The 915-nt window shown below is 48.3% G+C and carries 1 pseudogene; it reads right to left on the bottom strand.

Annotation, left to right across the window (positions count from 1 at the left end):
• Nucleotides 1–915, bottom strand: a pseudogene (locus ACFIO5_RS10150) (hemagglutinin repeat-containing protein); the annotation flags it as partial.

Raw genomic sequence — 915 nt, 5'->3', positions numbered from 1 at the left:
GCCTCAAGGTTCCTGACCTTTAAAACAGCATCTCCACCCGTCATCAGAGAAGAAAAATCAACCGCTCCACCATCAATATCTGCCCTTCCATAAGCAATCAGTTGTCCAAAATGAACTCCAGCATCCGGTTGGGTATGAATAGCAACATTATCATGAGATTGAAGAAATTGAGAAACCGAAACCCCGTTATGAGAAACCAGAGTGATCTCTCCCGCTCCATAAATGCTTTCCGCAGCTATCGCACCTCCCACACTTTGGAGATCAACACCCCCATGGCTGCCCAAAACAAGATTTCCAGCAGCCCCCGTTGCTGCCATATCAACCCCACCGGCTAAAAGATGCGCCCTGATATCACCACCAGCATGTGCTTTTAAATTGCCCCCAGACAAAATAGTGCCACCAATGGTCAGATCACCGCCCGTTGCAAACGCTATATCAGCCCCTGCCCCTAGCCCAGAGACTTTGATGGCTTCGCGCGAAGACAGCTGCATATTGCCTCCAGAGGTCGCTTGCCCGGCAATGGTTAAAAGCCCTTCTTGTGCCTCTGCTATAAAATGACCATCTGCCCCAATGGTTTCTAACGTCACATCTTTTTTTGCCGCAATATCAACATGCTTTTTAGAGGTAATGTGCTTTGCCAACACACTCTGGCTTTTTGATTTCAGAACAACACCCCTATGACCAAAGGCATTCTGTAGTGAGATTTTTCCATCCGCAGAAAGATGTAACTGCCCCGCATTGGCCGCCATATCATGGCGCATGCGAACCCCAACACCTTGTTCTGTCGCCACAAGTTTAATCTGATCCGCCTGGAGAGCCCCCAAAGCAGAACCATCTATCGCATATTCCGGCTTACCAGTAATATCGGTAAGTGCCTTCATTTGGCGAGAAGCATAATCAAAATTTCCCGTACCA

The organism is Bartonella sp. AA86SXKL (genome assembly GCF_042196885.1).
This window is presented reverse-complemented; position numbering and strand designations above follow the sequence as displayed.